A 25,245-nucleotide genomic window follows, 5' to 3' on the forward strand; every position below is an offset into this window, starting at 1 on the left:
GATTTTGCTGAGACAGGCGGACCCAGCAGTTGCCGCTGACATGGGTCCGCGTCCCGGCCGGAGCCCTCCAGAGCGGGACACATCTTGAATAAGACAGTGACTTCAACCGATTCAGCCTGAATCGATACCGGTCTGGGGTTTTTGTCACAAGCAGAAAGAAGACGGTCTGGCGTCCATTTCGCAAGCCCATGCCTGATCGTCCTCAGCAGCACTTGAACTGATTCGGTTTGCAACCTGGTCTCGCTGTGATTTGCCATCTGTCACGGGTTGTCCTTTGGGCTTCATTCGAGCACTCACTCAACATTGGTGAGATGGGGAGCGAACATCAGCTGAGCTTGGCTTCTTGCTGAAAGCTCGGTTTATTGGGGCAGCAGCTGAAGCAACGTGGTCCGCACTCTGAAAGATCAATGGTTCGCTTTGGCGGTCGGAGCCACGGCACTTGCCGCATTGTGCTGGCTTGAGTTGATTGCCTACTGATCAGGATTCTTTAGATCAGATGTCGAGATCTGTTTCCGCGGCTTCGTTGATTGCTGTTGGACTCCTGTTTGCTTGTTCTCCAGTTGCTCGGTCTGACGAATGGGTGACGTGCAAGCGTGATGCCTCCACTGGCCAGCTTCTTTGGCTGCGCGGTAAGTCAACTGAGCCTCTGAAGAACGCTGAATACCGGCCTGGGGCAAGCAACCCGGATCTGGGCACTTGCTTGGTTGGCAATGACCAGCTTCGTCAAGCTCACGGTTTGAGGTTTTGATCACCGCATAGGTGATCAGGCAGGGCAGAAGCACTTTCCCTCCACGGCAAATGACCTCAGGGCAACTGGCCATCCCGATGCGGCTTAGACGCAGCTTGAAGAGCACAGCACTTTTGAAGCTCCTGCAGGCCTGCAGGCCGAACCGCGCGGAAGCGTAGGCTCGGCCTGCGTCTGACGAGTCTCGTTTTGGTCATTCGTCTGATGCTCGCTCTCGCCTTGTTGGCTTCCTGGGCGTCCCCAGCCCGAGCGATTTCACTTTCAGCACGCACGGATCGGTTGATCGACCGGCTTCAGCAGCTTGGTGTTGTGATAGATCGCCTCGAGCGTTGTGGCCCCGGGGCCGAACGAGCCGCTTACAACATGGGCGTGAACCGTCTCTGTTTGTCGCAGGGACTTCGCGATGAGCCAGGGCTTCAGCTGGATGTTTTGACCCATGAGGCCATCCATGTGGTTCAAGACTGTCTGGATGGTTTGGAGACGCCGTCGTCGTCCACGATCAGCTTGATGCTGCAGGCGCAGGGTGGCTTCAGTCCCGCCCAGGTTGATCGGTTTTTGGCGCACCATCTCGACCATTCAACAGCGGGCCACGTGCTGACGGTGACCCAGGCGCTCGGGCCGCTGCAGCGCCAGCGCGAAGTCGAGGCCTATGCGCTGCAGAGCCAGACCGGCATGGTCGAATCCTTGTTGGCTCGACATTGCTGAAGTCGCTTGAGGGATGAGGCTTCGGCTTGAGATCTTGATCTGCTTGACATCGCTAACCTTGATTGATTCGTAGGAACAATCTCGGGTGAAGCACCAGTGGATTGCGATGCTTTTGTGGGCTCCAGTGGTGTTGCTGCAGGCGCCCTCATCATTTGCCCAATCCTTGTTTGATCGCCCCCCAATTCGGGTGATGATTCACAACCCTGAATCAACCGAAGGCCTGCGCAATCGCACCACGATCACTGTTGTGGTTCCTCCGGATGCTGGCAATGCCTTGGGCTCGATTGTTCTGCGGCAGTTGCCCAATCTTGATCAGTGGGACTGGGGCCGCCTGGAGCCTCGTGTCTATCTCGGTGATTATTCCCTTCGCGGTAAAGGAACAAGCGGATTGGCTTCTGCTGATGTCTCAGAGTCCGAAGAGGTCTTGACCATCCAGCTCAATCCAGCGGTTCAGCCGGGGCAAACCGTGAATGTTGTATTCCGTGGTTTTAATCCTCAGTCCAGTATTTATCAATGGTCAACGGAACTTATGGCGGATGGAGAGGATCCCATCCGTTATCTCGGCCCCACCCTGCGTTTGAACGTTTACGAGCAGGATCCTTACCGGTAGCTGTTGGCTCCTAGAGCAGATTTGGATAGGCATTGAAGAGTCCCCAGATCACCAGTGCGGTGATCGATGCAAAGATCACGGCAGTCCATGCCGCAAGATCAGCGTTGTTGCTGGACCCCTGCAGAAGCTGAAGAAGACGTGCCATCAGAAGGAATGCAAGCCCTTCGGTTCTGGCTCAAGTTGCTGGCAAATTCCAGCCTTGTTTGCGAGTCCTCATACACCGAAAAATGTACTCAGATTTAAATCGTTTCGCTTCAGCAGCACGAAGGTTGTTCCTGCATTGCCGCGGCAGATCCGCAGTTGTTCATCCAGCACGGTGATGTCGAGCCATGCCGGCGTGCTCTGCTGAACTTTTCGTATCCAACTCAACTGTTGGCGGTTCGGTAGGGAAGGGCCGACCCAGCCTCCCTGGCGAAAGCACACCATGACCCGCGTGCTGTCGGCGACCTGCAGCTCGGCCTGCACACGGATGCCCCCTAGAGCACTCAAGGGGCCGCGCAAGCGCAGCAGATTGCATCCACGTCCGTGATCTGGATCCAGGATCTGAAGGTTCTCCAGCTTGGCGTTCGGTTTTAACCATGGTTGCTGGGAACTGCTCCAGTTCAACTCCCAGACCCCACGCAGCAAGCCTGCTGAGTTGGTGAGGTCGGCGGGCTGCTCCTGTTCCACCCGTTCGATCAGCGTCTGCAGGCCTGCATCGTTTGGCTTCTGCCGCAGCAGTTTCACCAGTTGGTCGCGGTGATGCCCCAAGGGTCTAGTGGTATTCGCCGGGGTGCTGAATCTTGGTGACGCTCACGCCTGAAGAACTCTTGCCGGAGAAGCGCAGCAGTTCATCGCCGGAGACTTCGTAACCCAACTTCTGGGCAATCAGGGCCGCAGCATCGGCACTCACGGCCTGCAGCACCTGCTCTCGTAGAGAAGGGTCTCTGGAGATGTGAGCAAAAAACTGCCGGAGTTGGTCCGTGCTCATGTCGCTTGAGATGACGTGCCGATTCTGACCCGTCTGCTCTTGCCTCTTGCCTGTTGACTGGTTCATAGATCAAGTCCGATGGGATGACGCAACTGGCGGTGTCTGGCGCCTCCGGCAAAACCGGATGGCGCGTGGTGGAGGAGGCGCTCAAGCGTGGTCAATCGGTTCGAGCCATCGTTCGACCTGCGTCAGTGCTCCCTCCTGCCCTGGCCCAGGCCGAGCAGGATGGGCGCTTGGACGTCTGTCGCCTGGAGCTGGACACGGCGGAAGCGTTGCTCCATGCGCTTCAGGGCTGCACCGCCTTGGTGATCGCCACGGGTGCTCGACCTTCGATCAACCTTGCGGGTCCCTTGCAGGTGGATGCCTGGGGAGTTCAGGCGCAGGTGCAGGCCTGCCGCTCTTTGGGGCTGAAGCGTGTTCTGCTGGTGAGTTCCCTCTGCGCCGGCCGTTGGCTGCATCCCCTCAACCTGTTCGGCCTGATCCTGGTCTGGAAGCGGGTGGGTGAGCGCTGTCTCGAGCGAAGCGGCCTGGATTGGACCGTGATCCGGCCTGGAGGTCTCAGTGAAGACGACAACCGCAGCACCACCGAGGGCGTACTGGTGACCGACGCTGATCAACAGCAGAGCAACAGCATTCCGCGGCGTCTTGTGGCGCAGGTTTGCCTGGATGCTCTTGAGCAGCCGAGGGCCTGTGGTCGCATTCTCGAAATCACAAGCTCCCCTGGGCAGCCCAAGCAGCCGCTGGCCCAGTGGTTGGATCAGAACGCTTGATCTGAGGATGGATTCAATCCCAGGCCCATGTGTTGATGGGCCGGCCAGTACTGGTGAGGAAGCGTTCGCTGTCGGGGCGAATTAAATCAATCGTTTTTTGTTTGAGTTCGTCGTTCCAGCTGGGTGCCGCCACGTTTTTTCGTCCTTTCGACCCCGCTGGATTCATCAGCGGCAGTTGTCCCTTCTCCAGCAACTCGGAGCAATCCGGCGTGGCGCCGATGAAGCTCAGGATCCGCCGCAGGCTTGATTGCGGCTGTGTGCTGAGTTCTTCGGTGGTGATGCTCAGGATCAACTCCTGCGGAAACCAGCTCCGATAGCGCTGCCATTGCTTGTGATACATCGAGGCGTCCATCACGCGTTGTCTCAAGCGAGGTGAGTGCAGCAGCTGATCAAACGGCGGGCAGTCTTTGATGCGGCCCTGCCAGTGACGCCAGTGGGATTCAATCCGTCGCAGCGGATGGCGCACCAGATAGATCAATGGAATGGGGCCGAGGTGGTGGTGGATCAGCTCCGGGGTTCTGGCGTAGGAGCCATAGGACGACGAGTACATCGTGCTGGCTTCCCCCCGCAGGGGCCGCCGCGGATCGGCTTCAAACTGATTCGCGTACCACTCCCAACCACGCAGATAGTGCCGGCCGAAAAATTTCGGCTCCATCGACTGGCTGATCTGGATCTCGGGATGGCGCCGTAAAGCCGTGGCAAGGCTTGTTGTGGCCGACTTGGCGGCTCCGATGATGATGAATGTGGGCAGCTGGGAGCGGTAGATCGCTGCGATCTCGTCGTGCTGCCCCTGCAGGCTTCGGTTGATCTGCTGCCGGCAACGCCAGGCTCTCAGCCAGCTCGAACGTTCAGCGCCCGAAGCCATGGGACCGTAGCCAGTTCGACAGCTTCAAGCCTGTGCTGTGGAGTGGATTGATTGCCGGGAGGGGCGCGTTCTGGATCAAGTGGTCGACAGAGACATCGTTATAGAAAAGGCGCACATCGTCGCCATAGATTTGCATTGTTTTATTGATCAGAGCTTCGTTGTTGAAGTAACTCTGCAGGCCGCCACGGTCACTTCGCCGTACGTTTTTCTGCGGTAAAGACTCCATCACATTGATGCCGCGTCTGGCGAGAATGTCGCGCAATTCAGCCCAGTGTTCGTTGATCTGTTCAACGCGTCCTACGAACTTCGGCACGATCTGATTGCCGATGCAAAGCAATTGGCTCTGGGGGAGAACGTGAACGTCGTAGTGTTTGAACGGTGTCTCGATCAAGACATCGAGAAAGGCCTCAAACGACATGCCATGGGTGACGCCCATGTTCTGCATCGGCAGAGGTGGAGTCTCGATCTCGATCACTTTGTTGTTGTACGCCGCGATCAATCGGTCGAAAGGGTTGCGCACGAAACTGAAACTGAAATGACTTCGCCGGTATTTGCGTGCCCGACGCAGGGTGATCAGCTCCGTTTCCTGATTGGTTTCATGTTGCCAAAACTTATCGGATGTTGTTTTTGTGCCTTTGGGGGGCATTTCGCTGAGCAGCCGGCACAGGGCTGCTTTGATTGAGGAATTCGCCGCCTTGGGAACCCGCCCATAGAGCAGGTTGTGGCGTTTCATCCGGATGAAGTGATGCGGTTGGGCCATGGATTACGGGCTTTTGGCGAAATTTTTTTCGAGGAATTTGCGAAACAGCTTCCACTCGCTGCGTTTAAAAAGGGGTCGCGCCTGGATCGCCAGTTCAAGCCCGCGTTCATTCAGGCCCGGATTGGTGGTTTTGTTCAGGTTGGGGTTGTCGGTGTTGGCTTCCATCTGCTGCCTGAGCCTGTCAGCTTGCTTGGGCAGGGCATGCTTCAGCACGTTCCATAAAAAGGTGCTGGGAGCTTCGGGGTCGCTGGCTTGTTCATAGTCAACGCATACCACCTTCAGATCGCGTTTGCTGGCCAGCTCCAAGAGGGATTGTTCCAGTGATTGGGGATCGGTACGGGAGAAATCGGCCGTTTGCCGGAACGTGTCGTAGTGGCTGGTTTCAGGCGTGTGACGCCCTTCCTTGAGCAGCTGGGTGTGGCAAGAGCGCACGAAGGCCTCATGGCTTCTGCTGGCAAAGAGGATGGTCCAAGTGATCGAACGGTGCTCGAGGCTGTCTTCCAGACCAGTGATCAAGCGTTTGGTGCGTGACTTGGCGTAGCGATACAAGCCTGTCTTGCGTTCCTTGTTTGGTGTTTTTCGGCGGGGTGGATCCGCAAGGCCGCTGCGCAGCGTTCCGAAGATGGCTTCGAACGACAGAACGATGGTGTGGATGGTTTCCGGATGCTCCCCCGCCAGTTCCATCAGGGTGGTTCTGGTTTCTGATGTCAGGCGTTGGGGCGTTTTGCGATCCAATCGGCCCCACTGCAGGTGACGCCACAACTCTCCGCAACGCTTTTTGAAGGTGTTCGGCCCGAGGTACAACACACCCTGTTTCAGCAGTAGCTCGCGGTTGGTCTGCAGGTTTCGCTGGATGTAAGTGCTGCCTGTTTTGTGCAGCCCGCAGTGCAAAACGATCCTGCTCGGTTTGAGCTGACTCACGCGACCTGCTTTTGCGGGCTGGATTCGACACAGCTTTCAAGGCGTTCAAGCGCGAGCCAGGCGCCTTCCCCGTTGTTTTTGTGGCCCTGCCAGATTTCGGGGATGAAGCTTGCCTTGGGGGAGAGCTGCTCCATCAGGGCAAACAGCTGCACCCAGTCGATCTCACCATCGTGGATCTGCAGGCCTTCGCCATCAACGCCTTTGGCATCGGCCAGATGCAGGTGTGCCGTGAAGGGAAGGATCGCCTTGAGGAAGCCGCTGAAGGAGGCGTTGAGGTGCGTGCAGGCGAGCTTGGAATGGGACGCATCCAGGCAGACGCGCATTCCGGTTTCCTCGCAGAATTCCTGGATGAAGGCGGTGTCGACAAACAGATTGTGATAGCGCTGACCGCCGAAATGCCAGGGGAAGGGGGGCATGGTCTGGGGAATGATCTCCACCTCGCCTGCGGTGTTGATCTGCTCAAGGCTGTTGATCAGGCGTTGACGCAGCGGTTGCAACTCCGGACGCTCGAGATGATGGTGCTCGGAGAATCCTCCGACGTTCGTCACCAGCAGTACGGGATCGGGGCAGTCGAAACGTCGGCGCAGGTCACGCGAGATGTCGACCACGCGCTGGAGTTCCTCAATCGAATGGAGCCGGTAGTGGTCATCAGCGCTGCAGAGATCGAGGGTGTGATCGCCGGCAAAGAGTTCGGGGGCATGCACCACCAGGCCGAGCTGCTGTTTTCTCGGCAGTACTTGATCGAGGTCGACCTCTAGATCCTTGTAGCTGAGATGGATTTCAACGAGGTCGAGATTGCTGGTGACTGCAAAGCTCTCAATGTCGTGGTAGCGGACCGGCAGCCCAAAACGATGGAGGAACCGATAGTTGCGCGGGGTGGCAGCCGGGGTCTCGAGGTCTGAGGGGAAAAAAAAGTCGCCGGCGGCTTTGCTCACCGGCAGGGTCTTGCCGATGAGGTCGTCCAGACGGTTGGGCTGCAGTCCTTGCCCCGGGCTTTGGATGCCAACCATCGCCGCGGTGATCTCCGTACCGGCGGGCACGTCGCAGGTGGCGACGAGGCTTTTGGCCAGCACTTCGCGGTTCATCATTTCGCCCTGGCTGATGCTGCGTTCGCCGCTGCTGCCCATCGACTCCTCAACACGGCGAATGCCGTGGATCATCTGGGCAAATTCATCGGGCAGCAGGCTCACCTTGTGGTCGTTGCCCTCCATGGAGCGATCGAGGGTGATGTGTTTCTCGATCACCACGGCGCCCAGGGCGGCGGCGGCAATGGGCACTTCGATTCCCCGTTCATGGCCGGAATAGCCCACGGGCGCCTCGGCCAGTTCGCGCAGACGCTCGAGGTAGCGCAGGTTGACGTCCTTGAAAGGGGTGGGATAGGTGGAATTGCAGTGGAGCAGCACGTAGCCGGCCCCTTCGTTCTGGAGATGGCGAATGCCGGAGCGGATCTCCACTTCCGAGGCCATGCCGGTGGAGCAGATCAGGGGTTTGCCGGTGGCGGCCAGGCTGGAGAGCAGGGCGTGGTTGGTGAAATCGGCCGATGCCACCTTGAAGCCTTCCATCCCCCAGCGGTTGAGCTTGTCGAGGCTGGCTTCATCCCAAGGGGTGCAGAGCGGCACCAGACCTTTACTGGCCGCATGGTCAAAGCAGCGGAACAACTCGTCGTCGCTGAGCTGAAAGCGCTCGAGCAGATCGAGGGTGTATTGGGTGCCCAGATCGGAGGCCATGTCATTGCTGTCGCCCGCATTGCGGTACAGCTGGCTCATGTCCCGCATCTGGAACTTGGCGCAGTCCGCCCCTGCGGCGTGGGCCGCATCGATCAGGTGGAGAGCGGTGTTGAGATCGCCGTTGTGGTTGTTGCCGATCTCGGCGATCAGGAAGCACGGGGCGTCATCGCCGATGCGGTGGGAGCCGATTTGGAGCCCGTCGGTCGCACGACGGGCCACAGCGACGATGCGGCCATGGCTGTCCAGCAGTGGCAGCGCAATGATCCGTGAATTGAGCAGGGCGCTCAGGTCACTGGCGCTGGTGCCTTCGGCAGCCGAGCGGCAGTTGGCATTCATGGCGGCGGTGACCGGCCGATTCAGGTCGATCTCGCCGCAACCGGCAATCCAGCGGCGGAAGTCGCCGTCGGTGAGAACGCCCTGGAGGATGCCGCTTTCCGAGACAACGAAGATCAGGCGCGACTGGTTGGCCGTGATCTTGCTGAGCGCCGAAAGGATGCTGTCTTCCGCGAAGACAACGAACTGGGTGAAATTTCGCTCAATCAGGATGCCTCTCACCGTTCTGTTCGGCCGCCTGGGTTGAGTCCGTTGTTGAACCTACTTCAGATCTCTGTAGGAGATCAGCAGTGCGATCTGCCGCAGCAGAGGGTTTGCCTGGCGGACGGCCCAATATCGGCGGGCGACGCCGCGGTGGAGCGGGCGCATTAGGGCCGCCTGGCAGAGCAGCTCTCGGGCACTTCTCCAATCGCCACTGGCAATGGCGGCTTCTGCTCCCAAACGGAGTTGGTTGAAGCTGGACTGGGCATTGCCCGGATAGCCGATGCTGCTGGGGAGTGGCTGCGGCTTCTGGTGTTTTTGTTCATTCAGGGCTTCGAGAAGGGCGGCAGGGCTGAATCGTTCCCCGTAGCCCATCCACTCCAGCCAGCCTGGATCTGGGGATAGTCCCTCGGCATCAAGGGCATCCAGGTTGGGGATGTCCTCGAGGGAGCGCCACACGCCGCTGCCGGCATAAACATGACCTCCATAGTTCGGCTGTAGGCCCAGATCGCTGATGGCAATCGCCCGGCAGCCGAAGTCGAGGGCGTCGAAGAAGGCGGTTGAGGACAGGGTTGCCAGCAGCCGGGCCTGCTTCAACAGCGCCGGCAAGGGGCGATAGTCCAGACGCAGATTGGCTGGAGGCACCCCCAGGGTCTGCTTCAGCGTTGTGCTGATGTGCGTGTCGACGTCATGAAACGTGGTATCGCCGGGCGCGATGCGGGGTTTGATCAGCACCTCCCAGTTGGGAGAGCGGTTGGCCAGATCGCTGAGCAGGCGCACGAGCCGGGCCCGTTCGCTGGTCGTTGCAGGCATGATCACTTGCTCGGCAAACACCAGGCGTCGTGGGCGCTCATTCACGGGAAGCACATTCGTGTCGGGAGCGTTGCGCCGCAGACCAGTAAGCACGGTGCGCTGTTTTGCAAAAGGGGTTCCAGCCACCAGCTGCTCCAGGGCGTCCTGATCGCGCGGGCCGCTGAGGCAGATCAGGTCGTAGCCCAGCCGCCAGCTCACCCCCTCGATGAAGTGCTCCAGCACCACGCCATTGAAACCACAGAACAGCAGGGGGCGCTGCAGATCCCGTTGCAGGGCCAGACGGATGTCATTGAGCTTGCTGCCCGTCAGGAACACGCCGATGGCGTCAAAGCTCTGCAGCTGCCGATCGCGGAGCAGCCGAGCCAGGCTCTGGTGGCGCAGGGTGGCCCGCTGGGCCAGGCGTTGCAGCAATGCCTGGGGTGTTCCATCCCGTGGAATCACGTTGATGCTCCACTCCACGTTCAGCGCAGTTGGGGCGCTGCAGAGGGCTTCACAGGCCAGCAGTTGGCTGTCACTGTCGGCGATCAACAGCAGCTTCAGCGTGGGTCTGGTCGGAGTCGCTGTCATCGCTCCTCCTGGCGGGTCTTCGCATGCAGGGCTTCGATCAGGCGCTCCGGCCCGTCGGCGATGTCAGCCCCGATGCCATTAAGCCAGGCCTGGTTCACCTTGGGCAGTTCAGTGATGGCATCGAGATGGGGGATGCTGCGCAGGCGATGCATGGCACCACAGCCGAAGAACCCCGTTGTGCTCTGTTCATCGTGGATGCCGTAGTCGCCCACGATGATCGGGATGCGTCCCCAGGCCATTGCTGCCAGGCTCCAGGGCGAGCTCACCGTCAGGCAGGCGGTACAGGATCCCAGCAGCGGCAGCAGCTGTCCTGGGGCTGCTTCCACAAGGTTGTCCGCTGGGGGGACGTCGCTGGGCATCAGCGCCGTCGAGCTCCAGCCGTGATCGCGTTGCAGCATCACGGTCCAGTTCGGTCGCTGCCGCGCCCAGTTGTAGAGAACGCGGAGTAGTTGATCACGGGCTCCGATGTGGGTGGGGATCCGCTCCTGGATCAAGGCCAGGAGCAGGGGCTGCTTGGCGGGGGTACAGGGCGCGGCCTGGGGGAACCAGAAGCCGGTGCTGATCACGGTCGGCACTGCGAGGCTGGCGGGCCAGTTGAAGGTGAGGGATTGAAGCTGTCGGAGCTGGTGTTCGCCGCTCACCAGCAGCACATCACAGTCCAGGCGCAGACTGAGATCACGAATCAGGGCATCCCCCACCAGTGGCACCAGGGGACCGCTGAAAAGTGTCGCTGCGGGCAGACCGCGGGCGCTGCAAAGCCCTCGATATCTCTTGATGAAGTACCGAACCTGTTCTGGGTTCTGCAGGAACAGGCCGATGGCTGACACCTGGTCCAAAAGGGGGTGTACAGCCAGTTGTTCAAGGTCGATGCTCAGCTGTGGTGCCGGTGTGGCAAGGGGCTGGTGTCCCTGGAGTGGTGGCCCTGCGGTGATGCAGCGCTGACCATGCTGTTCCAGCGCATCGGCCATCAGCAAGCAGGCGCAACGCTCCAGGCCTCCGTCGCTGAACAGCAGCAGGGTCATCGTTCCCGCAACAGTTTTGAAAGCCAGCCGAATCCCACCACGCCATCGCGCATGCTGCGCAGTATGCGGCGGGTGCGGTGACGTTTGCGCTGGCTGGATCGGGCTCCACCACTGCTCAACATCCGCCGCCCCCCGTTGCTCAGCGCGGCTTTCTGCCAGGCACTGCTGCCCCAGCTCAGGGGGCCATGGTTGGCGGCACCGAGAGGTGCGGCTGGGTTGTTCAGTCGGTCCACCAACGCCGTGATGAAGCGATCCTCACCGTCGCGCTGCAAACCTTGCTGCTCGAGCCAATGAGCGTCATGGATCACCTCGAAGGGGTTGGCCTTGATCGCTGCGAAGTTGGCGATGGCTCCTGAACTGGCGAAAAAGTGGTTGCCGAGGGTTTCGGTGACCCCCAGATCGCCCACAATTCGGGTGCTGATGCCCATCGCCATGGATTCCATGGCGGCCGTTGACGAGACGGTGATGGCGCAACCGCACTGGCGCAGCAGTCGGGTGGCGGGCTTGAAACTCAGCCGGAGATTTGGCTGGTCGCGGGTCATCTTGTCGATCACGCTTGCCATCTCCCCATGGCGCCGATGCAGGGTGCTCTCGATGCTCGACGTTCGCGGTTTGAAGATCACGGGGTGATCGGGCCAGGCCTCCGCCAGCTCTTTGATCTGATCACAGAGGAACCTGCGCTGCAGTGGATGCACCGGAATTGAAGGTTGTTCGAAGAACACGATCGAGGGGTTCTCCGGAGCTGACGAGCGCGGTTTGGTCTGCCAAAGAATCGGCAGACCCGTCACCATGGCATTGCTGCTATCGAGGCCTAAGGCTTTGCGGCCACGGCCATACAGCGCCAGATCATCAGCACTGTTGAGGCAGAGCAGGTCGGCGCCCGATCGATCCATCATTCCTTCGAGGCCGAAGCGAAACAGGATCCCCGGGTAAGCGCTGATCAGGCGTGGGCGTTGGTCTTGATCGGCCCAAATGGTTTTCAGCTGCAGCAGCGCATCACGGCTGCGTTGGCCATCCAGACCCAGAATCAGGGCGTCGACATTCCCCGCCATGGCGCCACAGAGCTGGCGCAGATCGTTCCAGTTGTGCTTCTCGATGCGGGTCTTGGGGTCGATCCGCCGAATTTCCAGGCGCTGCCGCCGGGAGAGGGCCCGGTTGTTCAGCTCCAGCAGCAGCAGTGTGGTCTCCGCGCCTTCCCGCCGGCAGGCCGCCAGCATGGTCATCGCCAGCTTGCCGAAGGAGTCGAAGCAGGCGACGGCGGTCACCTTGCGACCGACGAGGCGCTTGGATTCTGCGGGCGCCATCGACTCCGAAACCTTGCTGGGCAAAATTACTCGCCTTTCTGGGCCGCGATGCTGCGGCAGAGGGCCAGATCCTCCGGCGTGTCGATTTCTGGCCCTACGTCGTGCAGCACCACTGGGCTGGTTGGCGGGCAGAAGCGGCTGCCACAGCCCCTGAAGGCCGTGACGCCCATGGCGTAGATCGCGCCGGTTTCCAGAAAAGCCGGTTCCAGGTCCTGACGGCGTTGGCGTGGCAACTCAGGGTTGTGGTTAATGCCTCGCCCATCGGCCCGCCAGAGGAAGCCGTGCCAGGGGCTGACAGAGAAGCTGCTGTTGCAGCCTTCTTGCTTCAGTGCGGCCAGCACCGCATCGATCTGGACCCCGGTGGTGAAGGGGGAGGTGCATTGCAAGAACACCAGCTCAGCTTCGAGGGGGCCCTGCTCTTCCAGCATGTCGAGGGCATGCAGCAGCGCCGATTCCGAACTGGCCTTGTCGCCGGCGATGGCTGCTGGGCGACGAATCACGATGGCGCCTTCGGCTTCGGCGGCGGCCGCGATGGCGTCATCGTCAGTGCTCACCACCACTCGGCCCACACCGTTGCTGGCTTGAGCGGCACGGATGCTGCGGCAGACCAGGGGCACATTGCCCACTGTTTGCAGGTTTTTGCCTGGAATGCCTTTCGAGCCACCGCGGGCGGGGATCAGGGCCAGCGCGCCACGGGGGACTGCCATCGGTGAGGATTCAGTGCGACCTGTCTTACCCGATGACCAGGCCTGCTGCTCTGAGGCTCGGGGTTCCGACCCGGGGGATGCTGACGCACCGCACACTGGCGCAGCTGCTGGCACCGGACCGTTTGGTGCCGGGTCGCCGCCGCGATGTGGACGTGCTGTTGGCGTGGGGGAGGCGACCCAGTGCGCTGTGGGTGGAGCGCCTAGCTCAACGGTGGGATCTGCCGGTGTGGCATCTCGAGGATGGTCTGCTGCGCTCGTTGGCCAAGGGCCGGGAGCATCCACCGCTTGCTTTGTTGGTGGATGAGCTGGGGGTGCATTTCGATGCAACCGTCCCCAGCAGGATGGAGCAGCTGATCGCAGCGCCGATCACGGTGGCTCAGGCCAACAGGGCTCGCGCGTTGCAAAGGCTCTGGTGCGATCAGCGGCTCAGCAAAGTGAACCCCCCGCTGGAGGCGGAGGCACCGCAGGAGCCCTACGTGCTGGTGGTGGATCAATCCGCTGGGGATCGATCGATTGCACTTGGCTTGGCCGATGCCAGCTGTTTTCAGCGGATGCTTCAGGCCGCCTTGGAAGACCATCCCGAGTGCACGGTGGTGCTGAAGGTGCATCCGGATGTGATCTCTGGCCGGGCCAGGGGGCATTTCAGCGCGAAAAATCTGGATCAACCCCGCGTTCGCCTCAGTGCGGACGGCTGCCATCCGGCTCGGCTGCTTGAGCGGGCCCGGGCGGTGTATGTGGTCACGTCCCAGATGGGTTTTGAAGCTTTGCTTTGGGGTCGCCCGGTGCACTGTTTCGGGATGCCGTTCTATGGCGGCTGGGGGCTGACCCACGACCAATGCGAGGCCCCGATTCGGCGACGCCAGGGCGCCAGCCTTGAGGCTTTGGTGCATGCCGCCCTTGTCGGGGCCTGCCGCTGCATCGACCCCCATGGGCATCAGGCCTGCAGCATTGAAGTCTTGATGGATGCGATCGGCTTGCAGCGGCGCCTTCAGACGCAACAGCCCCGGAGGTGTGTGGCCTTCGGCTTTACCCCCTGGAAACAGCGCAATCTGCGCCGCTTTTTAGCGGGCAGTCAGCTGCGGTTTCGCGCCCCATGGCGGCGGATTCCGCGAGGTGCTGATGCTGTGGTGGTTTGGGGGCGCCGCGCCAAACCGCGTCTGCTTGAGGCCGCGGCGCGCCGGCAACTGCCGGTGCTGCAGGTGGAGGACGGTTTCCTGCGTTCGGTCGGACTCGGGGCTGATCTGGTGGATCCGGTGTCCTGGGTGGTGGATCAGCAGGGCGTCTATTACGACGCCACCAGGCCCAGCGATCTGGAAACGCTCCTGGCGACGCAGCAGTGGACGTCGGCTCAATGCCAGAGGGCAGCGGCGTTGCGTCAGCGGTTGGTGCAAGAGGCGATCACCAAATACAACCTCCAGGCGGAAGCTTGGATTCGTCCTGCTGGACAGCGCCGGGTGGTGATGGTGATCGGTCAGGTGGAAAGCGATGCCTCGATCCGCTACGGCGCCCCTGGCCTGCGAACCAACAGGGCTTTGTTGGAAGCGGTGCGGGCGGCGGAGCCTCAGGCCTACCTGGTGTACAAACCTCATCCTGATGTTGTGGCAGGTCTCTGCAGTGCCGGCGCCGGCGAGGACGCCGCCGCTCAGCTCTGCGATGAAGTGCTGCCGCAAGGGTCGATCCAGCAGCTGTTTACCCAGATCGATGCCCTGCACGTGCTCACATCCCTGGCAGGGTTTGAGGCGTTGTTGCGTGGCGTTGAGGTGCATTGCTGGGGCCTGCCGTTCTATGCCGGCTGGGGCCTGACCCACGACCGCGAGCGTTGCGACCGTCGTCAGCGGCAGCTGTCGCTGGATGAGCTGGTCCATGCCGCCCTGATCGACTATCCCCGTTACGTCAGCCGCGATAGCGGCTGGTTCATCACCGCTGAGCAGGCCATCGACGAGCTGGTGGCTTGGCGTGCCGCTCCTCCACAGCGCCGCACGCTTGTGCAGGCCCTGTTCCGCCACTGGGGACGGCTTCGCCGCCGTTGAGCCGTGCCAGGATTTTGTTCATTCATGGGCGGATCGCAGTTTGGGCAGGGGACGGGCGCCAGCTCTCGTACAGGTACGAATCGAGGGGCCGGTGCTGCTTTTGATGGGCCCCATCGGTCTGTTCTTCGCTCGTTTCAGCCGCTACCTGCAGGGTTGTGGCATCCCGGTCACCAAGGTGGCGTTCCCCCTGCGGGAATTTGGCTTCCCTGCCGAAGTTTGTGTGCCGTACAGCAAGGGGATGGACTCCTGGCGTCCCTTCCTTCGTCGGCTGATTGAGGAACGGGGGATTCGCCACATCTTTATGTATGGCGACTTCATCATTCCCCACCGAATCGCCATTGAAGAAGCTCGCAACTTCGGGGTTGAGGCCTGGGTGTTTGAGCTGGGTTATCTGCGCCCGAACTACGTGACTCTTGAGCGGGATCGGGTCAATGCCCGCTCCAACCTCAACAAGCCAGCAGCTTTTTATCAGGAACTGCCCCCCTGCGACCAGCTGCCCCAGAACATCGTGCTGGATCCCGGTTGGCGATGGCGCAAGGCCTGGAAGGCACCGACCTTCATTCAGCACGCCTTCACCCGCTACCCGATCATCGAGGGTGAGCACAAACTTCAGCCCTCGCCAGGGTTTCTCTGGTGCCAAGTGCGTGGCACCTGGCGCTACTGGCTCTACCGCTGGCAGGAAAAAGCGGTGAAGCAGCGGTTGCTCGAACACTGCTCGTTCTTTTTGGCGGTTCTGCAGGTTTCCAGTGATTCCCAGATTCAGATGGGGTCGCCTTACCGGGGCATGCACGACTTCATCGAAGACGTGATTCGATCCTTCGCTGGCCATGCTCACGCCTCCGACCATCTGGCTTTCAAGCACCATCCACGGGATCGGGGCTACAACAACTACGCCTTGTTGATCCTGCTGCTCGCCAAGCAATACGGCGTCACTGGCCGGGTGCATTACTTCCACGACGGCCCCCTCAGCCGCTATCTGCGCACCTGCCGTGGGGTGATCACTGTGAACAGCACCGTCGGGCTGCAGGCCTTGTTCCATGCGGTTCCCACCAAGACGATGGGGGACACCTTCTACAACCTGGCAGGACTGACGGACCAAAAACCCCTCGACGGGTTTTGGTGCGATCCCCAACCCAGCGATCGAGCCCTCTTCTATCGCTTCTACAACCATCTGGTGCTCACCACGCAGGTGAATGGCAATTTCGATGGGGATTTCCCTTTTCGCACCACCTTCCCGATCGGTCCGGAAGCCCGTCAGCTCCCCCCCAGCCCCAGACTGCCGATAAAGCCATCCGGCAGGCTTCGCAATCCCGTGCTGCTGTTGGGGCGGCTGATGGCCCGGTTGGGCTGGGCCGGTCTGGGTTTCACCCTGTACGGCCTGCAGCTGCCCGCGATCTTGCTTCAGCGACCTGATTGGGCCGCCGCCTTGATGACCATGGCTTCCTCCGTGGCTTTGCGGGCCCTGGGCATTCAGGTGGTGGTGGATGACAGCCAACCCTCGGAACCGGCTGGCATGCCGCTGGTTCACATCTTTAATCACCGAAGCCCCTGTGATGGTCTGGTGATCCAGGGGGTTTTGCGCATGCCTGGGCTGACCACGGCGCAATTGCACCTGCGTTGGGTGCTGCCGGGTTACGCCGCCGCCGCGCGCAATGCCGGCTCCGCGGTGCTGGATCACCGTCAGCCCCAGTCCCGCCTGGCCGGAATGATGAGTGCCTCCACCCTTCTGCGGGACCACGGCGAAATCATGATTGCCCCCAACGGTTCGCTGGTGACACCAATCGAGGAGCGGGTGTCTCCGAGTGCCTGGATGTTGGCCCAGCACTATGGCGGTCGTGTGGTGCCGTGGTTCTTCAGTTACGACGGATTGGAGGGGGCTGTCGGTGCGCGCTACAAACCCCTACCGCTGTTGTTGGGTCGTTTGACGGCACCATTGGGCACGATTCACTGCCGCCGGGGTCGTGCGGACGACCTCCACCTTCCCGTTGATCCCCGCGACCGTGAGGGATTCAGCGCTGCTGTTCAGCGGTACTACCGGACGCAGAGAGCACCAGGCTGATGTTGTGACCGCCGAAGCCGAAGGCGTTCTTGAGCATCAACCGTTCGGAGCCTGAGGTCGATAGTGCGACGGGTCCCTGGTTGGTCACGGCGAGCTCCACCTCGGGGTCGAGGGGGTCGGAATTGATGCTGTGGGGCAGCGCTCCATGCCGCAAGGCCTGCACCCCAAGAATCGCCTCTACAGCTCCAGCGGCTCCCAGTAGATGGCCGAGCTGGCCCTTGGGGGCGAAGACGGGGATGTGATCGGCGGCAGCACCCAAACTGCGGCGCAATGCCCTTGCTTCGGCAAGGTCGCCCAGGCTGGTGCCGGTGGCGTGAGCCTGAACGGCGCAGAGATCACCAGGTTCCACCCCGGCCCGTCGCAGGGCATCCTCGATGGCCAGGCTGGCCTGGGTGCCCTGGGGTTCCGGGGCAACGATGTGATGTCCGTCGCTGCTGCTGCCGCAGGAGAGTTGCCAGCCCAGGGCGGCACCGCTGGGGGTGTCTTCCTCCCGCATCATCGCCAGAACTCCGGCTCCCTCCGAGAGCACGAACCCGTCCCGGTCTTTGCCGTACGGCCGGGAAGCCTGCTCAGGGGCATCGTTGCGGCAGGAGAGGGCTCGCATGGCAGAGAAGCCCACGAGGCCCAACCGGTTCACCGGCGCTTCGGTTCCGCCGGCCAAGACAAGATCGACACGCCCATCATTGAGCAGCATTTGGGCCAGCATCATGGCTTCGGCTCCTGATGCGCAGGCCGAGACAGGGGTGTGTGCACCCCCATGCAGTCCCAGATCGATGGCAACTTGGCCAGCGGCCGCGTCGGGGATCAGCATCGGCACGGTAAGGGGGTTGACCCGCGTTGGTCCTCCGGCGGTCAGCTGGTTGTGCTGTTCATGCATCGTGTGGAGTCCGCCGATGCCGGTGCCGAGTACCACGGCCACCCGGGCTGGATTAATGCCGCCCGTGACCGCGGAGGCCATGGCCCAGGCTTCCCGGGCGGCCAGTACCCCGAGTTGAGCGCACCGATCGGAGCGCCGCAGCAGTAGAGGTTCTAGGGATGAGATGGCGGCATCGGGAACACAACCCGCAATGCGCACCGATAGATCTTCGCTCCAGGCTGACCTGAGGGCGCTGATGCCGGAACGGCCCGATAGCACCCCTTCCCAGGTGGAGGAGGCGTTAGAGCCAAGAGGGGATATGGAGCCCCATCCCACGATTGAAACCCGCTGGGCGCAACGTTGCCGAACAGCCACGGTTAAGCGGTTTTGGAACTGGGCAGATCGATGTCAAGTGATTCCAGATGGCTCTGGATGTCACCCACAGTCTTGAACTGCAGCAGCTGCTCCTCCTGGATGCGAATGCCAAAGCAGGTGTCGGCTTCGATCAGAATTTCGTAGAACCCGAGAGAATCGATTCCGATGTCTTCCATCAGGCGGGCGTCGGGGGTGATCGTCGCAGGATCGGCGCCGGAAATGCGATGCAGGATTTCGACAAGGCGCTCCTCCAGCTGTTGCTTATTGGGAGTTCCCTCGGCCAACACCTACATCCTTTTAATCCAGCTAAAGTACCAGTGATACCTCGTTTACTTCTCGCCTCGGTACCAGCTGAACTGCTGGTAGACGGGTTGGTGGTCAACGTCGATAAAGAAGGCGAGACGATCCTTCGGCAGCCGTGAGAGGTCAGCGGCCATCAGAATTTCTGTGATCTGATTGAAATCCCGGGCCAAGGAGAGGTCGCAGACTTTGGCTTCCATCAGGTTGAAGTACTGGCGCAACAGCACAGGCAGACGGAAGTCGTCGCTGTGCTCCTGTCGAATCGCCACTTCAAGGGCCTGAACATTGCCGATCGGGTGGGTGTTGTCGTCCGGCTGAATGTTGTTGATCGGGTGACGCGGGGACGGCAAGGCGGGGCTCGTTCTGCGGTACGGAGGCCGCATCAATGCACTGAGGAAGGCCCTGTTGACGGCATCGCTGTAGGCGAAGTGGTTGTAAGAGACCAATCCGTGCAAGATGCTGAATCCCGAGCGAGCCGCGATCAGGAGTCCTCCGCGGAACAGGGCCATCAAGGAGTGCGGTTGACGCTGAAAGCGTGGGGCCAGGGCGACCCGACCAATTTCCACGTGTGGGGTTTGCTCCGCCAGCATCGCTTTAATGCCGGGATAGACGTGCTCCAGGTAGGACTGCTGGCTGCCGGGGAGATCCTCAGCTGAAGTGAACTGGGGAATGAATTGCAACCGTGCGGATCCGGCCAGTGCACCACTGCTGGGTTCCAGAAGAATCAGATGGTCGTAAGCCTCGTCGCGGCCGTCGAGGTCGCGGGTGTTGCCCGAGCCGGAGAGCTGTTGACGGTAGGTGGATTCCCGTAGGGTTCCAACCGCATCAGCCACCTCCTCAAATCTTGAGCCGGGGATCAGATGCAGCTCAAGACCGTCGAGGCGGAACAACAGGCTGCCAGCTCTGTTGGCTTCACTCCATCCGTGAGGAAGCAGAACGTCATGCTGCGCTGTTGGTCCGGTCTGCGTCATGGGCCATATGCCTAGACCGCATTATGCGGGAAGATTGGCGTCCATTTGGCTGCTGTCTCAGTTCCATCCATGGTTGTGCCCTCAAGGACCGGTCTTTCCGCAGCTGTTGCTGCAGCGGTGGTGCTCTCGGCTCCTGTGTTGTCGGCCGGTGGTCTGAAAGCTGAAGAGCGGATCAACTGGCTGAAGACGCCTGCGGCGGCGGCATCCACCACGCCTCTGCAAGCGCCGCCGCCGTTGCCATCCCCGCCCAGCCTGCCGCCGCAGACCTACCGCTACCGCCTGGCGCCCGGGGACCGGCTCGTCACTTCGGTGTTCAAGATTGAGGGTTACGAGGCTCAGGTTCAGGTGCTGAGTGATGGCACCGTCAACCTGCCGCGGCTTGGCACGATCCAAGTGTGGGGCTTGACCCTTGACGAGGCCCGTCAGCGCATCACCGACGGCTACAGCCGCTTCCTGCGTCGGCCCCTCGTCTATGTCGACCTTGTTGAGCAGCGCCCGGTCCGGGTCACGGTGACGGGAGAGGTCCTTCGCCCCGGTGTTTTCACTCTGCCGGTCAACAGTCAAGGGTCAATTGGTAGCTCTGGCGATGCGACAGGCGTCGGCGCAGATGGTGGCGGTTGGCCGACCATGATTGATGTGATTCAGAAAGCTGGTGGAATTTCCGCAGCAGGGGATCTGGCCCGCCTGGAACTGCTGAGGTCGTCCCCCACTCCTGGTGGGCTCACCCAGAGCTACGTCTTCGATTACCTCACCGTGCTTAAAGACGGAGGTTTTGCACCCAATCCGTTGATCTATGACGGCGACAGCATCCGGGTGCACAAGGCAACATCGCCCGTCAATGTGGACCTGTTGACGACTGCAGCCTCCAACTTCGCTCCAACGGCCATCAATGTTCAGGTTGTTGGAGAAGTCTTCTCCCCAGGAGTGGTTCAGATTGGATCCAATGATCCGTTGTCCCGCGCGATCCTGGCGTCTGGAGGCGTTACCCGCCGCGGCAGCGTGAAGCGGGTTGATTTGATCCGTATGGACCGCCAGGGACGCACCACGGTGAAGCAGCTGCGTTACGACCCCAATGCTGTGCTTAGCAGTGCCAACAACCCGCCGCTGCGCAACGGTGATGTGGTGGTTGTGGACCGCAACACCTTTACGAAGGTCACCGACACGATGAGCGATGCCATGTTGCCTCTCGAGCCGATCGTCGATGCGGCATCGGTTTACCGTTTGTTGGGTCTGCCGATGCCGTCGAATGGTGGTCGCTGATTAAATTCCCAATCGGTCCCAGATCACGCCCAGGTTCTCTTGGTGCACCGCGGTGCTGAAGCAGTCGGCCAGCTCCGCTGCGGAGAGCCGGCTGGTGACATCACCATCGGCTTCGAGATTGGCGCGGAAGTCACCGCCGGCGGCGTTCCAGGCTGTGTGGGCATTGCGCTGCACGACCCGGTAGGCCTCTTCTCGGCTCATGCCGGTGCCCACAAGGGCGAGCAGCACCCGCTGGCTGAACACCACGCCGCCATACACATTCATGTTGCGGCGCATGTTCTCGGGGTAGATCCCAAGACCCTTCACGACGCTGGTCATCTCCCGCAGCATGAAGTGCAGGGTCACCGAGCAATCGGGAAGCATCATTCGCTCAGTGGAGCTGTGGCTGATGTCGCGCTCATGCCAGAGGGCCACGTTCTCAAGAGCAGCAATGGTGTAGCTGCGCAGCACCCGGGCCAGACCGCTGATCCGCTCGCTGCGGATCGGGTTGCGTTTGTGGGGCATGGCAGAGCTGCCCTTCTGGCCCTTGGCAAAGTTCTCCTCCACTTCCAATACATCGGTGCGTTGGAGATTGCGGATCTCCGTTGAGAAGCGCTCCAGGGAAGCGCCCACCAGGGCGAGGGTCTGCACGTAGTCGGCATGGCGATCGCGGGAGATCACCTGGGTGCTGGCGGTGTCGGGGGTGAGCCCGAGGATCTCGCAGGCGATGGCCTCCACCTGGGGATCGGTGTTGGCATAGGTGCCCATGGCGCCGCTCACCTGGCCCACGGCCACATCCTGCTCAAGCCGTTCAAGGCGGATGCGGTTGCGCTCGGTTTCCGCCAGCCAGCCGGCCACCTTGAACCCGAAGGTGATCGGTTCGCCGTGGATGGCATGGGAGCGGCCGATCATTTCGGTGCCCTTGTGGGCTCGGGCCAGTTCGCGCAGAGCGTCTGCTAAGGCATCGAGTTCGTTGCGCAGCAGGGCCACCGAGCGTTTCAGCTGCAGGGCCACGCCCGTGTCCAGCACGTCGCTGCTGGTCATGCCCACATGGATGTGGCGCCCGGCATCACCAACGTGCTCATTCACGTTGGTGAGGAAGGCGATCACGTCGTGGCGTACCTCGGCTTCAATTTCCAGGATGCGCTCCACCTCGAAGCTGGCCTTCGCCTTGATGGTGTCGAGGGCCTCTTGGGGCACACGACCGAGCCGGCAGTTGGCTTCGGTGGCAGCGATTTCCACATCAAGCCAGCTCTGGAATTTCGCCTGCTCACTCCAGACGGCTCCCATCTCAGGAAGGGTGTAACGCTCAATCACCGGCGCGCTCGGTTGAACAACCCAACAAATCTATGGGGCGGCCTCCGCGCGACTGAGTGAGCCTCCGTGCCGTCGTGCCATCTCCGGGTCGCCGCCATCCTTGGGCGATGACCCCAACGCTTTACCTGCACTGGACGGCAACGCCCCACGACTTGGTCCGCTCAGGATTGGAAAACGCCGCGGCGGATAGGGCTGTTCTGGTGTTCCGAGCTCAGAGGGCCGTGCTGTCGCGGTCGCCTGTGCGGATGCGCACCACCGATTCCACAGGGCTGATGAAGATCTTGCCGTCACCGATTTCACCGGTGCGGGCGGCATCAGCGATCGACTTGACCACCTCTTCGACCCGGTCGTCCTCGACGACCACTTCAATCTTCAGTTTCTGTAGAAATTCAACGGTGAATTCCGAGCCGCGGTAGCGCTCCACCTGACCTTTCTGGCGGCCGAAGCCCCTCACTTCGCTCACGGTCATGCCGATGATGCCGGCTTCCACCAGCGCCACCTTGACGTCTTCCAGCTTGAAAGGACGAATGATTGCTTCGACCTTTTTCATGGGGAGAGTACCGATCTGGTTTTAAGGATGCCGCGGTTCTCAGAGCCGTGCGTGGCCGCTGTTACAGAACGCTGCCGAAGCTTGACTTCCTAGGGTCGCTGATCAGAACCGGCCCCTTCAGCCCTTTGACCCAAACCCCCCTCTACGGCGAACGCGCCATCGCCGAAGCCGAGCTGATCTGCTTCGACAATCCTCGGCCCGGGCGCCCTTATGAGGTGTCGATCGAGCTGCCGGAATTCACTTGCAAATGCCCCTTCTCCGGCTATCCCGATTTCGCGGTGCTGCGCCTGATCTACCAACCCGGGCCACGGGTGGTGGAGCTGAAGGCGATCAAGCTTTATGTGAACAGCTACCGCGACCAGTCGATCTCCCATGAGGAGGTAACCAATCGCATCCTCGATGATCTGGTGGCGGCCACCGACCCGGTGTGGATGCAGCTGGAAGCCGATTTCAACCCCCGCGGCAATGTGCACACCGTGGTGCGGGTGAGTCACGGCATCCGTCAGCCCTGCTGATCGGCAACCCCCTGCTGCAACAGCTGAGGCAATTCAGTGGCGAAGGCCGCGAGGTTGCGGTTACAGAGGCCGCCCACACTGAGGGTTCCATCGGCGGCGATAGCCCACAGCTGCCGGGTGGCCACCAGGCTCAATCCACCGCCCACCAGCAGCACTGCGAAGCCCAAGTACACCAGCGGTACCCCAGGATCCCGTTTGAGTAACAGTCCGCTGGCCGGCAGCACCGCATCCACCCGCATCGGCAAGCCTTTCACTTCTGATGGGGGTCCACCCGGTCGCAGCCGGGCGAGCTGCTGGCCGTCCGCATCGAACACCGTGGCTGGACCCTGTTCGCTCTCCAGGCTCAGAAATACCGGTTCGGTGCCATCCGGGCGGGTTGGCAGCACCAGGCCCCAGATCTGATCACCCAGCTCTGGATAGGTCTGCAACGGCAGCTCCAGCACGGGGCTGCGCCCGATCTGCAGGCTGATCGTTGCGAGCGACCAATCTGCCTGATAGATGGTGATGCCACGGTGCCGCAGCGGGTGATTGACGCTGATCTCGGCATCCAAGCTTTGGTTGGGTCCCTGCAGCTTCAGAGCTGAGCGGAACTGTTCCGTTCGGCCGGCCGAGTCCCGATCAATGGCGAAGCGGTCCAGGGTGATCGTCAGCTGACTGGTGCCATCGCGATCCAGAAGATCGAGGCTGCGGCCGGGGGCCAGGAAGCGCTCAAGGCGGTTTCCCGCCAGGCCCCCCCAGGCCGCGCCAATCATCAGCAGCACCAGGCCGGTGTGAACGAGTAGGGGCCCCACCCTGCCGATGGCGCCGCGCCGGGCCGCCAGCCGTTGTGGCTTGCGTTGCACCTCCCATCCGCTGGCCCGCAGCGCCGTCTCAAGCTGCGTTAGCCCCTGGCTGGGGTCTGGGCAGGGCTGGCTTTCGGCGATGGCCAATTTGCTCAGCTGGCGTGTGGTGCGGTAGTCAATCCAGCGCCGGGCCGCCATTAGGGCTGGCCACTGACGGCGCCAACTGCAGAGGATCAGGGAGAGCCCCAGCCAGGCCAGCAGGGCCAGAAACCAGCCGCTGGAGTACACATGATCGAGCTGCAATTGCAGCACCTGTTCGCCGTTAAGCAACCCCAGCCAGGGGGTGTCGGCATAGGCATCGATGTATTTGGAAGGCGGATCCCCCTGGGGGATGCCCGTGCCCACGGCACTTGCCAGGGCAATCATCAGCAGCAACACGATGGCCAGCCGTAGATCGCTGAGCCAGGCGGCCATGCGTTTTAGTGGCGCCATCCCCATCAGCTCCAGCGGGCCAGCAGGGTCAGCAGGCCGCTGGTGAGCAGCACCACACCACTGGCTGGCGGCACCCAGCGGCTGATGCCCCGCAGGGCTAGCAGTTTGGGAATGGCTGCTGCAAAGGTGCCCGCCAGTAGCAGGGGCAGAACTTGGCCGATGCCGAAGCTGCTGAGCAGGGCCACTCCCGCTAGGGGGCGACCGCTCTGGGCAATCCAGCCCAGCAGCACCGCCAAGACGGGGGTGGTGCAGGGTGAGGCCGCCAGCCCGAAGGCCAGTCCTGCCGCAACCGGCGCCAGCGGGGCCGGTACCTTCTGACGCCACTGCTCTGGATCCGGACCACTTGGCAGTGGAATCCGCAGCACTCCCAGCAGGTTGAGCCCCATCGCGATAGCCAGGATCGCCACCAATGTGGGGATCAGTGACGGCACTTGGCCGTAGATCCGGCCCAGCAGTCCGCTGATGCTTCCCAGCACCACCAGGGCGCCGACGATGCCGCCGCAGAAGGCGAGGCTGCGCTGCCACGCTGGTTGGCCATCCTCGAATCCTGCCAGGTAGGCCAGTGTCACCGGTAGCAATGACAGGGAACACGGCCCCAGGCTGGTGAGGGCGCCGCCACCAAACACCAACGCCAGCGTCAGTGGACCTGGATCCGCCAGGGCGCGCTGCAGCAGCTGTTCGCTGCTCTGGGCCAAATCGGAGAGCAGCAGCAGGTCCACAGGTGCCCTTGAGTACGCAA

General features: G+C 61.6%; 25 protein-coding genes. 7 read left to right on the forward strand and 18 right to left on the reverse strand.

Features of this window, described 5'->3' with window-relative positions:
* Nucleotides 1-934: 934 nt before the first annotated feature.
* Both FZZ90_RS07590 and FZZ90_RS07595 read left to right on the forward strand, forming a co-directional pair.
* Nucleotides 935-1,450 carry a hypothetical protein gene (locus FZZ90_RS07590; RefSeq protein WP_226425117.1) on the forward strand — a complete coding sequence of 172 codons (516 nt, stop codon included), beginning with the start codon at nt 935-937 and terminating at the stop codon, nt 1,448-1,450.
* 106 nt (nt 1,451-1,556) lie between these two features.
* Nucleotides 1,557-2,060 (forward strand): DUF2808 domain-containing protein, encoded by a 504-nt coding sequence (locus tag FZZ90_RS07595; RefSeq protein ID WP_226425118.1) that lies wholly within the window; start codon nt 1,557-1,559, stop codon nt 2,058-2,060.
* Between the two features lie 10 nt (nt 2,061-2,070).
* Here the strand turns inward: FZZ90_RS07595 and FZZ90_RS12815 are convergent, their stop codons facing one another.
* The 3 genes from FZZ90_RS12815 to FZZ90_RS07605 all read right to left on the reverse strand — a co-directional run bounded on the left by FZZ90_RS12815 (nt 2,071) and on the right by FZZ90_RS07605 (nt 3,030).
* Nucleotides 2,071-2,205 carry a hypothetical protein gene (locus FZZ90_RS12815; RefSeq protein ID WP_255599769.1) on the reverse strand — a complete coding sequence of 45 codons (135 nt, stop codon included), beginning with the start codon at nt 2,203-2,205 and terminating at the stop codon, nt 2,071-2,073.
* Nucleotides 2,206-2,273: 68 nt separating this feature from the next.
* Complete coding sequence (locus tag FZZ90_RS07600; protein WP_226425119.1) at nt 2,274-2,810, reverse strand: PAP/fibrillin family protein; 537 nt, start codon at nt 2,808-2,810, stop codon at nt 2,274-2,276.
* Nucleotides 2,811-2,814: 4 nt separating this feature from the next.
* The gene (locus FZZ90_RS07605) at nt 2,815-3,030 is read right to left on the reverse strand and encodes a Nif11-like leader peptide family natural product precursor (protein ID WP_226425120.1); all 216 of its coding nucleotides are present in this window, start codon (nt 3,028-3,030) and stop codon (nt 2,815-2,817) included.
* Between the two features lie 83 nt (nt 3,031-3,113).
* Between FZZ90_RS07605 and FZZ90_RS07610 the strand changes: the two genes are divergently transcribed.
* Nucleotides 3,114-3,800, forward strand: coding sequence for an SDR family oxidoreductase (locus FZZ90_RS07610; protein WP_226425121.1), 687 nt, complete (start codon nt 3,114-3,116; stop codon nt 3,798-3,800).
* 13 nt (nt 3,801-3,813) lie between these two features.
* On the opposite strand, the gene FZZ90_RS07615 is transcribed toward FZZ90_RS07610, so the two are convergent.
* From FZZ90_RS07615 to FZZ90_RS07650, 8 genes are read right to left on the reverse strand one after another with little or no spacing between them, the layout of a single operon-like run.
* Nucleotides 3,814-4,665 (reverse strand): sulfotransferase domain-containing protein, encoded by an 852-nt coding sequence (locus FZZ90_RS07615; RefSeq protein WP_226425122.1) that lies wholly within the window; start codon nt 4,663-4,665, stop codon nt 3,814-3,816.
* On the reverse strand, nt 4,649-5,425 hold the full coding sequence (locus FZZ90_RS07620; RefSeq protein WP_226425123.1) for a sulfotransferase family protein: 777 nt from the start codon (nt 5,423-5,425) through the stop codon (nt 4,649-4,651). The genes FZZ90_RS07615 and FZZ90_RS07620 overlap by 17 nt, the downstream gene beginning before the upstream one ends.
* Nucleotides 5,426-5,428: 3 nt before the next feature.
* Nucleotides 5,429-6,346 carry a hypothetical protein gene (locus tag FZZ90_RS07625; protein ID WP_226425124.1) on the reverse strand — a complete coding sequence of 306 codons (918 nt, stop codon included), beginning with the start codon at nt 6,344-6,346 and terminating at the stop codon, nt 5,429-5,431.
* On the reverse strand, nt 6,343-8,628 hold the full coding sequence (locus tag FZZ90_RS07630) for an N-acetylneuraminate synthase family protein (RefSeq protein WP_226425125.1): 2,286 nt from the start codon (nt 8,626-8,628) through the stop codon (nt 6,343-6,345). Before FZZ90_RS07630 ends, FZZ90_RS07625 begins: the two co-directional genes overlap by 4 nt.
* Nucleotides 8,629-8,667: 39 nt before the next feature.
* Complete coding sequence (locus FZZ90_RS07635) at nt 8,668-9,987, reverse strand: capsular biosynthesis protein (RefSeq protein ID WP_226425126.1); 1,320 nt, start codon at nt 9,985-9,987, stop codon at nt 8,668-8,670.
* Entirely contained in the window at nt 9,984-11,009 is a 1,026-nt protein-coding gene (locus FZZ90_RS07640; protein WP_226425127.1) for a DUF6716 putative glycosyltransferase, read from the reverse strand. The genes FZZ90_RS07635 and FZZ90_RS07640 overlap by 4 nt, the downstream gene beginning before the upstream one ends.
* Nucleotides 11,006-12,313: a DUF6716 putative glycosyltransferase gene (locus FZZ90_RS07645; RefSeq protein WP_226425128.1), complete on the reverse strand. Its 1,308-nt coding sequence runs from the start codon at nt 12,311-12,313 to the stop codon at nt 11,006-11,008. The genes FZZ90_RS07640 and FZZ90_RS07645 overlap by 4 nt, the downstream gene beginning before the upstream one ends.
* 26 nt (nt 12,314-12,339) lie before the next feature.
* Nucleotides 12,340-13,020, reverse strand: a complete 681-nt coding sequence (locus FZZ90_RS07650) for a cytidylyltransferase domain-containing protein (RefSeq protein WP_226425129.1) — start codon at nt 13,018-13,020, stop codon at nt 12,340-12,342.
* A gap of 32 nt (nt 13,021-13,052) precedes the next feature.
* Here FZZ90_RS07650 and FZZ90_RS07655 point away from each other — a divergent pair, with 32 nt between their 5' ends.
* Both FZZ90_RS07655 and FZZ90_RS07660 read left to right on the forward strand, forming a co-directional pair.
* Nucleotides 13,053-15,050, forward strand: a complete 1,998-nt coding sequence (locus FZZ90_RS07655) for a capsular polysaccharide biosynthesis protein (protein ID WP_226425130.1) — start codon at nt 13,053-13,055, stop codon at nt 15,048-15,050.
* 103 nt (nt 15,051-15,153) lie between these two features.
* A complete protein-coding gene (locus FZZ90_RS07660; protein WP_226425131.1) occupies nt 15,154-17,109 on the forward strand; it encodes a capsular biosynthesis protein in 1,956 nt (651 codons plus the stop codon).
* Here the strand turns inward: FZZ90_RS07660 and FZZ90_RS07665 are convergent.
* From FZZ90_RS07665 to FZZ90_RS07675, 3 genes are read right to left on the reverse strand one after another with little or no spacing between them, the layout of a single operon-like run.
* A complete protein-coding gene (locus FZZ90_RS07665) occupies nt 17,060-18,340 on the reverse strand; it encodes a beta-ketoacyl-[acyl-carrier-protein] synthase family protein (protein WP_226425132.1) in 1,281 nt (426 codons plus the stop codon). The two genes, FZZ90_RS07660 and FZZ90_RS07665, sit on opposite strands and share 50 nt — an antisense overlap.
* A gap of 2 nt (nt 18,341-18,342) precedes the next feature.
* Nucleotides 18,343-18,627: an acyl carrier protein gene (locus tag FZZ90_RS07670; protein ID WP_226425133.1), complete on the reverse strand. Its 285-nt coding sequence runs from the start codon at nt 18,625-18,627 to the stop codon at nt 18,343-18,345.
* Nucleotides 18,628-18,669: 42 nt separating this feature from the next.
* Nucleotides 18,670-19,611, reverse strand: a complete 942-nt coding sequence (locus FZZ90_RS07675) for a GNAT family N-acyltransferase (RefSeq protein WP_226425134.1) — start codon at nt 19,609-19,611, stop codon at nt 18,670-18,672.
* Nucleotides 19,612-19,680: 69 nt separating this feature from the next.
* Here FZZ90_RS07675 and FZZ90_RS07680 point away from each other — a divergent pair, with 69 nt between their 5' ends.
* Nucleotides 19,681-20,871 (forward strand): polysaccharide biosynthesis/export family protein, encoded by a 1,191-nt coding sequence (locus FZZ90_RS07680; protein WP_226425135.1) that lies wholly within the window; start codon nt 19,681-19,683, stop codon nt 20,869-20,871.
* Here FZZ90_RS07680 and purB read toward each other — a convergent pair whose 3' ends face one another.
* Nucleotides 20,872-22,167 carry an adenylosuccinate lyase gene (purB, locus tag FZZ90_RS07685; RefSeq protein ID WP_226425136.1) on the reverse strand — a complete coding sequence of 432 codons (1,296 nt, stop codon included), beginning with the start codon at nt 22,165-22,167 and terminating at the stop codon, nt 20,872-20,874.
* Between the two features lie 211 nt (nt 22,168-22,378).
* Complete coding sequence (locus FZZ90_RS07690; RefSeq protein WP_006851285.1) at nt 22,379-22,717, reverse strand: P-II family nitrogen regulator; 339 nt, start codon at nt 22,715-22,717, stop codon at nt 22,379-22,381.
* A 125-nt stretch (nt 22,718-22,842) separates the two neighbouring features.
* Between FZZ90_RS07690 and queF the strand changes: the two genes are divergently transcribed.
* The gene (gene queF, locus FZZ90_RS07695) at nt 22,843-23,232 is read left to right on the forward strand and encodes a preQ(1) synthase (protein WP_226425137.1); all 390 of its coding nucleotides are present in this window, start codon (nt 22,843-22,845) and stop codon (nt 23,230-23,232) included.
* Here queF and FZZ90_RS07700 read toward each other — a convergent pair.
* Both FZZ90_RS07700 and FZZ90_RS07705 read right to left on the reverse strand, forming a co-directional pair.
* Entirely contained in the window at nt 23,220-24,506 is a 1,287-nt protein-coding gene (locus tag FZZ90_RS07700) for a cytochrome c biogenesis protein ResB (RefSeq protein WP_226425138.1), read from the reverse strand. The genes queF and FZZ90_RS07700 overlap by 13 nt on opposite strands.
* Nucleotides 24,507-24,511: 5 nt before the next feature.
* Nucleotides 24,512-25,225: a cytochrome c biogenesis protein CcdA gene (locus FZZ90_RS07705; protein WP_226425139.1), complete on the reverse strand. Its 714-nt coding sequence runs from the start codon at nt 25,223-25,225 to the stop codon at nt 24,512-24,514.
* Nucleotides 25,226-25,245 lie beyond the last annotated feature (20 nt).

This window comes from Synechococcus sp. MU1617, from assembly GCF_020514235.1.
GTDB lineage: Bacteria > Cyanobacteriota > Cyanobacteriia > PCC-6307 > Cyanobiaceae > Parasynechococcus.

Excerpts from the sequence above, each read along its gene's own strand:
- FZZ90_RS07595 (WP_226425118.1), top strand. The coding sequence starts at position 1,557 with ATGCTTTTGTGGGCTCCAGTGGTGTTGCTGCAGGCGCCCTCATCATTT.
- FZZ90_RS12815 (WP_255599769.1), bottom strand. The coding sequence starts at position 2,205 with ATGGCACGTCTTCTTCAGCTTCTGCAGGGGTCCAGCAACAACGCTGAT.
- FZZ90_RS07605 (WP_226425120.1), bottom strand. The coding sequence starts at position 3,030 with ATGAGCACGGACCAACTCCGGCAGTTTTTTGCTCACATCTCCAGAGAC.
- FZZ90_RS07610 (WP_226425121.1), top strand. The coding sequence starts at position 3,114 with ATGACGCAACTGGCGGTGTCTGGCGCCTCCGGCAAAACCGGATGGCGC.
- FZZ90_RS07615 (WP_226425122.1), bottom strand. The coding sequence starts at position 4,665 with ATGGCTTCGGGCGCTGAACGTTCGAGCTGGCTGAGAGCCTGGCGTTGC.
- FZZ90_RS07620 (WP_226425123.1), bottom strand. The coding sequence starts at position 5,425 with ATGGCCCAACCGCATCACTTCATCCGGATGAAACGCCACAACCTGCTC.
- FZZ90_RS07635 (WP_226425126.1), bottom strand. The coding sequence starts at position 9,987 with ATGACAGCGACTCCGACCAGACCCACGCTGAAGCTGCTGTTGATCGCC.
- FZZ90_RS07640 (WP_226425127.1), bottom strand. The coding sequence starts at position 11,009 with ATGACCCTGCTGCTGTTCAGCGACGGAGGCCTGGAGCGTTGCGCCTGC.
- FZZ90_RS07645 (WP_226425128.1), bottom strand. The coding sequence starts at position 12,313 with ATGGCGCCCGCAGAATCCAAGCGCCTCGTCGGTCGCAAGGTGACCGCC.
- FZZ90_RS07650 (WP_226425129.1), bottom strand. The coding sequence starts at position 13,020 with ATGGCAGTCCCCCGTGGCGCGCTGGCCCTGATCCCCGCCCGCGGTGGC.
- FZZ90_RS07655 (WP_226425130.1), top strand. The coding sequence starts at position 13,053 with ATGACCAGGCCTGCTGCTCTGAGGCTCGGGGTTCCGACCCGGGGGATG.
- FZZ90_RS07660 (WP_226425131.1), top strand. The coding sequence starts at position 15,154 with ATGGGCCCCATCGGTCTGTTCTTCGCTCGTTTCAGCCGCTACCTGCAG.
- FZZ90_RS07675 (WP_226425134.1), bottom strand. The coding sequence starts at position 19,611 with ATGACGCAGACCGGACCAACAGCGCAGCATGACGTTCTGCTTCCTCAC.
- FZZ90_RS07680 (WP_226425135.1), top strand. The coding sequence starts at position 19,681 with ATGGTTGTGCCCTCAAGGACCGGTCTTTCCGCAGCTGTTGCTGCAGCG.
- FZZ90_RS07690 (WP_006851285.1), bottom strand. The coding sequence starts at position 22,717 with ATGAAAAAGGTCGAAGCAATCATTCGTCCTTTCAAGCTGGAAGACGTC.
- FZZ90_RS07700 (WP_226425138.1), bottom strand. The coding sequence starts at position 24,506 with ATGGCGCCACTAAAACGCATGGCCGCCTGGCTCAGCGATCTACGGCTG.